The 6440-nt window shown below is 39.0% G+C and carries 7 protein-coding genes; 1 reads left to right on the top strand and 6 read right to left on the bottom strand.

Annotation, left to right across the window (positions count from 1 at the left end; genetic code table 11):
* From ABJL82_RS14980 to ABJL82_RS14970, 3 genes are all read right to left on the bottom strand, one after another.
* Nucleotides 1-866 (bottom strand): efflux RND transporter permease subunit (locus ABJL82_RS14980; RefSeq protein ID WP_347275510.1); only part of this gene is annotated, 866 nt, incomplete at its 3' end.
* A 4-nt stretch (nucleotides 867-870) separates the two neighbouring features.
* On the bottom strand, nucleotides 871-1935 hold the full coding sequence (locus ABJL82_RS14975; RefSeq protein ID WP_347275509.1) for an efflux RND transporter periplasmic adaptor subunit: 1065 nt from the start codon (nucleotides 1933-1935) through the stop codon (nucleotides 871-873).
* Nucleotides 1936-2138: 203 nt separating this feature from the next.
* Complete coding sequence (locus tag ABJL82_RS14970) at nucleotides 2139-2798, bottom strand: TetR/AcrR family transcriptional regulator (protein ID WP_347275508.1); 660 nt, start codon at nucleotides 2796-2798, stop codon at nucleotides 2139-2141.
* A gap of 228 nt (nucleotides 2799-3026) precedes the next feature.
* On the opposite strand from ABJL82_RS14970, the gene ABJL82_RS14965 reads away from it, so the two are divergent.
* Nucleotides 3027-4331 carry an IS701 family transposase gene (locus ABJL82_RS14965; RefSeq protein WP_347275507.1) on the top strand — a complete coding sequence of 435 codons (1305 nt, stop codon included), beginning with the start codon at nucleotides 3027-3029 and terminating at the stop codon, nucleotides 4329-4331.
* Nucleotides 4332-4588: 257 nt separating this feature from the next.
* Here ABJL82_RS14965 and ABJL82_RS14960 read toward each other — a convergent pair whose 3' ends face one another.
* From ABJL82_RS14960 to dapA, 3 genes are all read right to left on the bottom strand, one after another.
* Nucleotides 4589-4720: a hypothetical protein gene (locus ABJL82_RS14960; RefSeq protein ID WP_347275506.1), complete on the bottom strand. Its 132-nt coding sequence runs from the start codon at nucleotides 4718-4720 to the stop codon at nucleotides 4589-4591.
* Between the two features lie 188 nt (nucleotides 4721-4908).
* Nucleotides 4909-5472, bottom strand: coding sequence for a GTP cyclohydrolase I FolE (gene folE / locus ABJL82_RS14955; RefSeq protein ID WP_347275505.1), 564 nt, complete (start codon nucleotides 5470-5472; stop codon nucleotides 4909-4911).
* A 12-nt stretch (nucleotides 5473-5484) separates the two neighbouring features.
* Nucleotides 5485-6354: a 4-hydroxy-tetrahydrodipicolinate synthase gene (gene dapA / locus ABJL82_RS14950; protein WP_347275504.1), complete on the bottom strand. Its 870-nt coding sequence runs from the start codon at nucleotides 6352-6354 to the stop codon at nucleotides 5485-5487.
* Nucleotides 6355-6440: the final 86 nt, after the last annotated feature.

The following is a 6440-nucleotide window of genomic DNA, read 5'->3' as shown; positions in this document are numbered from 1 at the left end:
TCCGGTTTTACGCCAATTGCAATGGCTTCTTCGCCATTATGGAGCATTACATTGCTTAGTTTTTCATAACCAAAACTGACTTTTGCCAAATCCGAAAGTACGATTCGCTGCTGGCCATCGGATTTTATTACGATATTTTCAATTTCTTCCGCCGAATTAAATTCCCCAACCGTTCTTATCCGGTAATCTCTTCTCTCAATGCCCATAATACCTGAAGAGATATTCACGTTTTCCGCTTTTAAGATAGAAACAAGTTCCGCTATTGTTACACCGTATGCAGCCATTTTCTGGGGATTGATAATGATATGCATCTCTTTGTCAGTCCCGCCATGAATCGCAAGATCGGCAACCCCCTTTACCCGGTCAAGATATTGTCTGACTTCGTCTTCAAAATATGTCCTGTAGGAATAAATCGAGCGGGGATTGTCTTCCGTTGCATGCAAAATAATCCATATAACGGGTGACGCCGCGCTTCCCGTGGGATTGATTATTGGTTTATCAACATTTTCAGGATATTCAGGCACTTCGTTGAGTTTATTGGAGACCCGCAACAACGCATCGTCAATTCTTGTTTCAATTGTGAATTTTAGTGTAATTGAACCCATACCGTCGAACGACTCGCTCTCCATTTCTACAAGTCCGGGTATGCCCTTTAAAACCTTTTCCTGTTCTTCGATTATTTCGCGTTCAATGTTGTATGGAGTCGCCCCCATCCACGTAGTAGTAACCGTAATTTCAGGTTCGGTAATGGTGGGACTTAACTGGTATGTCATTGTGAGAAGGCTGATTACCCCGAAAAGCACAACAAAGATAATCCCAACTATAATAGTAACCGGTTTTTCAATGGAAAATCTGATGCTGTCCAAAAGATTATTTCCCCTCTCTCTTTACATTTATTCTCTGGCCGTCACGAAGCCGTTCATTTCCTTTTATTACCACCTCTGTTCCTTCCATAAGGCCAACTCCTTCAATGCCAGCCTTTGTTTCACTGTAATCCAGTACGCGAACCGGCGTCATATATGCTTGTGAGTCCTTTACCGCAAAAACCACCGTGTTTCCGAAAAAGTTGATTATTGCATCCCTGTCCACCAGAAGAGATTTCATTTCTGATCCGGAGGGCAAAGATACTATCGCCTCCATGCCGGACATAAGCGTTTCAGCGTCTGTTGTTCTTATTCTTACAGGGAACGTTCTTGTTGACACATCGCCGTGGGGAATCACGGCAAATATTTTCCCCTTGAACATTTTTTCGTTAATTTTGACTACGGCATCCATGCCTTGTTTCATTAACAAACATATCTTTTCAGGAACGTTGAGGGCTACTTCAACCACATCGGTTTGCGCAATGGTTGCGATGGCAGTGCCTGGCGTAAGCCATTCTCCAACTTCCACATATTTTTTTAATATTACGCCATTAAAGGGTGACCGTATGTTTTTCTTTTGAAGTTCGATGGAGAGCGATTCCAATTCCGCTTTTATTGAATCTGATTTCTTTTCAAAGTTCAGCAATTTAAATATAATTTCATCATACACCTGTTGAGAAACGACTTCTTCTTGATACAGTTTTTCAACCCTTTGTTTGTTTAATAACGCCAGATCGATGTCGGATAAAACCTGATCTCTTAACGCCTTTTTCGCTTTAATTTCTTTTCTCAGTAAATCCGAATTCGTTTTTACAAGCAACTCTCCCTTCTTTACCCTAAAACCTTCTTCAAGGTTTACATAGTCTGCCTTGCCATTTACTTCAGCCGCAACATCCGATATATAGGGATAATTTACCGTTCCCACAAATTCAGTCTTTGGAGTCATCATGCCGGAGGTGATTTCTGAAACAACAACAAGCGGCGGTGGACTCTGTTTTTCGCTTTGACCGAAAAGCAATGAAATAGTTGAGAGTAGTACAAAAGGCACGATAAGAAAATAACACGTCCGCATAAACATAAGGTATCCTTAAAAAAGTAAATTTACGTTTTGGCAAAATATCTAACGATGAAATCCGATTTCGTATTTGAAAATTAATATTCAATATTCAATGCTCAATGCTCAATGTTCAAATTGTTGCTCATTTGCCTTTATTCTTTTATATTGAACATTGAGAATTGAATATTGAGCATTAACGGATATATAATACGTCAAAATTATTTCATTGTCCCTGACGCGAAGATATCTACAAATTCCTTTATAATCGCATCTGAATCATCAATTCTGTATTTTTTCCACATGAGAAATTCCTTTACATCAAAATAGGAAAATAACATCCCAAGGAAGGCACGTGCTGCAGTTTCAGCATTAAACTCCCGAAGAACCCCTTTCTTTTGCATCGTTGTGAAATAAGAAGCCAGCGTTTTAAAAATTTCATCAATAAACGCATGATACATTTTGAGGATTTTTTGGGGATATCTTTGTATTTCAATATGCATTATTTTTATTATGTCTTTTCTTGCGGCAAGCGTATCTAGAAATCTTTCCGCAATAACAGTCAATGCTTCCATATAATTCATTTCAACAACCTCCGGAAGAAGTCCTTGTAAAGCCGGAAGAAACGAATAGGTATTTAAAACTTCTTCAAAAAGTTTTTCTTTTGATATAAAATGCCTGAAAATCGTTACCTCTGCAGTACCCGCCTCTTTTGCGATCTCTCTCGTAGTTGTGCCAAGATAGCCTTTTTTTGAAAAAAGCTTCAATGCCGTTTCCAGAATCTTTTTCCTCGCCGAGTGTGCTTCTTCCTGATGACCGGACATGATATATAACGAATACTGTTGTTTATTCAAATAAAATTGATTTGCAATTGTAAGCATACGCTTACATTCGCATTATAATTTGAATATATTGTTTTTCAACATTTAAAACATTACTTTGTTAAAAAATGCGTCTGGAAAAATATTTCTGAGTCGTAAGTCGAGTCGGCCACAACTTATGACTTAGCAATGCTTTGCGACAAATATTTACTCTTGATTTTAGCCTTTACTTCCGGTATTAATTGCACTTGTAAATTTTTTACACAATCAATTACCGGAGCAAAGGATTTGAGTATTTTCAGAACAAACATATCGTTATTAAATAAATTTCTTGAACATTTTGCATCGTGTTTTACTAAAAAACAATTTGCAATGTTTCTCCTTGTCGTCTACGCAATGTTTAAAGACTATAAAAGAAATTCTCTGGAGGCCATGGCGCAAGCCGTTCATAAGGATTACCAGAAATTTCAATACTTCTTTTCTGAATCCAAATGGGATTTACCCGCATTAAAGCAGAAAAGAATGGACATTATCCAAAAACAAAGAACCACGGCATTGACAAAAGACAGCATCCTTACCATAGATGATACCGGATGTCCAAAGCCCTATGCTAAAAATACAGAGGCAGCCAAATGGCAATATTGCGGTCCACTTAAAAGGCCGGAAACTTGCAATGTTGTTGTTGGCGCGGCATTTGTCTCAAAAACAAAACATTTTCCTCTGGATGTTATTCCCTACCTTCCTGCCGATGAGTTCGGGGAAGGTAAAGATGACCCCAAATTTAAAGACAAAATACAAATAGCAATGGATATGTTTGATGCTGCTTTGAACGTCTTTGATTTTTCAGCAATTGCCTTCGATTCATGGTATGCCTCTCAACGGTATCTCGAGCATATTCACGCAAAAAAGAAATACTTTTTTTCAGAAATAAAATCAAACAGAAATATCTTCATGTACCATCCGGAAAAACAAAAATATTGTCGTGTCAAACCTGATGAGCTCGTGACCCTCATCAAAAAGCATTATGCCGACAAAATCAAGTATGTTACTTTAAAATCCGCGGATGGAAGTGAAGTTTCCTATAAAACCTACACGTTTGACGCCAAACTGAATGGTTGCAATGTCCCGTTGAAGTTTGTGATAATTTTGGGAAAATGGAACAAGGAAGATGATAAAAAATATCATGTCCTTATCACCAATCAACTCGACGCCTCTGTAAAAACGGTTATCACAAACTATCTGTTGCGTTGGGGTATTGAACACTGTTTCAAGGAATTGAAGGATACTTTTTATTTCGATCATTATCAGGTAAGGCACATTGACAAGATTGAGCGATATTGGAATATTTGTCTGATCTCATGGACATTCGTTTATTGGATAAAACAAAACGCTTACTTCGACAAGCTCAGCACAAGTATCTGGATAAAATCATGGAAACAAAACCTTCTACCTTTAATGAATTCAAAAAAGCAATCAATTCCCTGCTTGAATTCTCATCAACAAACGCTTTATCAAAGAACGAAAAACTCTCACAAGAATATTTTAAAATTAAATCCGCTCGCTTTAAGAAAAAAATCGCCGCTTAATTTTTAACAAAGTAATGTTAAAACAGGAACAATGAGGGAACAATGAGGGAACAATGAGGGAACAATGAGGGACACTTCCCTTATTGTTCCACCAAATCAAGCAAGAAATATGGGAAGTGTCCCCTAAACGTTTAGGAATTTCAAGGTTAGGCCTGAAAGGCTGTCAGTATATAGCAGGGGGTGAAGCCCCATAAGCGCTAACTTAAAATTACGGATTAATGTAACCGTGTATTGAATAACGAATATCGAACAAGGAATTTCGAATTATGAGGTTTTCTTATCCTCCTTTTGTTTCGCGGTTTTTACGCTTGTTACAAAAAAGGCAAAATCTATTAACGTTTCCCCATATACATGAGGACATGCTTCAAGATCAAATATTCTCTTATCCTTCGACATTCATTATTCCTTGTTCGATATTCGATATTAGACTCCTTTCTGCCTGACGGCAGACAAGGGAAAAATATCAAAAACAAGTTAGCGCTTATGGGGCTTCACCCCTGGCTATATGCTTTCTGCCCTTCAGGCCTGTTGTTTTTCAGTAGTTTAATAGATTACGCTGAATAGTTACAAAATGTTACGGATTTTTAATGTCCCTTGATTAATGCCATAACTTCCGCACGGGTGGCAGGGTTATCGCGAAAGATGCCTCTTACTACCGAAGTTAGTACCTTTGTGCCGGGTTTTTTTATTCCCCGCATGGTCATGCAGAGATGTTCTGCTTCAATGATGGTGAGAACACCCTTGGGTTTTAATGCCTTCATGATAGATTCGGCAATATCGGTAGTAAGCCTTTCCTGTACCTGTGGCCGCCTTGCTTCAATATTAACCACTCTGGCAAGTTTACTAATGCCCGTTACCCTGTTCCCCTGAGGGATATAGGCAACATGGGCAACTCCACTGAAAGGAAGGAGATGGTGTTCACACATGGAATAAAAAGGAATGTCTTTTAAAAGAACTATTTCATCGTATTTTTCAGATTTTAATACCTTAATTACAGAGTGAGAATCCTGCCCGATACCCGCAAATATCTCTTCGCACATTTCGGCGACCCTTTCAGGTGTTTCCTGCAATCCTTCACGGTTGGGGTCTTCTCCGATGCCTTCTATAAATAAACGTATAGCCGCCTGAATTTTTTCCTTATCTATCAAAAAAAAGCTCCTCTATGACAATAATCCATAATCCTCTAATACAGTCTTTAGTCTTTCCTCATTTTCTTTCGTTATCTCGCACAGCGGCAAACGCATCTCACCGTTTAGCCTCCCTAATAATTTCATAGCCGTCTTCACAGGAATGGGATTTGTCTCAACAAACATCCCTTTGCATAACGGAAAGAGCTTGTAGTGGTATTCCAGCGCCTTCCCGAAATTGCCTTCTAAACAATGCCTGACGAGAGTGGCGGTATCGGACGGAACTATATTGGCGGTTACCGATATTACCCCTTTCCCTCCCACGGACATAATGGGGAGGATAAGGGAATCTTCTCCGGAAAGAACTGTTATATTGCACAGTTGCAATATTTTCGTTGCCTGATCGATATTCCCGGTAGCATCTTTTATTGCCACAATGTTTTTCATTTCAGCAAGCCTTGCCACGGTTTCGGGCAAAATAGAAATACCCGTCCTGGAAGGTACATTATATATTACAATGGGAATATCAACCTCTTCTGCTATTGCTTTATAATGCCGGTAAAGCCCTTCAGGGGTTGGTTTATTATAATAAGGAGTAATGACCAAAGCGCCGTCTGCCCCTGTTTTTCTGGCATGTTTTGTCAAATGGATGGCTTCTTTGGTATTGTTCGACCCCGCTCCCGCGATAACGGGTATCCTGCCGGATACATAATTTACCACCTCGCTTACCACCTGTTCATGTTCTTCAAAAGAAAGCGTTGCGGCCTCGCCGGTTGTGCCGCAGGGAACGATTCCATTTGTTCCGTTCTCAATATGAAATTCAACAAGCTCTTTTAATTTTTTATAATCAACTTGTCCATTATTAAAGGGGGTTACCAAGGCCACCAGGGAACCTTTAAACATAATCAAGCTCCTTTTTCAGAAATAACAAAAACACAATTATGGTACGCAAGAAATAATGCTTTCTACCTTTTGAAATGCAATCGTTT

The organism is Candidatus Kuenenia sp. (assembly GCF_039794105.1).
Taxonomy (GTDB): Bacteria; Planctomycetota; Brocadiia; order Brocadiales; family Brocadiaceae; genus Kuenenia.
The sequence above is the reverse complement of the archived record's forward strand: the minus strand, read 5'-3'. Positions and strand labels throughout refer to the sequence as shown.

Coding starts and splice junctions, on each gene's coding strand:
- ABJL82_RS14970 (WP_347275508.1), bottom strand. CDS start 2,798: ATGCTTACAATTGCAAATCAATTTTATTTGAATAAACAACAGTATTCG.
- ABJL82_RS14975 (WP_347275509.1), bottom strand. CDS start 1,935: ATGCGGACGTGTTATTTTCTTATCGTGCCTTTTGTACTACTCTCAACT.
- ABJL82_RS14960 (WP_347275506.1), bottom strand. CDS start 4,720: ATGTCGAAGGATAAGAGAATATTTGATCTTGAAGCATGTCCTCATGTA.
- dapA (WP_347275504.1), bottom strand. CDS start 6,354: ATGTTTAAAGGTTCCCTGGTGGCCTTGGTAACCCCCTTTAATAATGGA.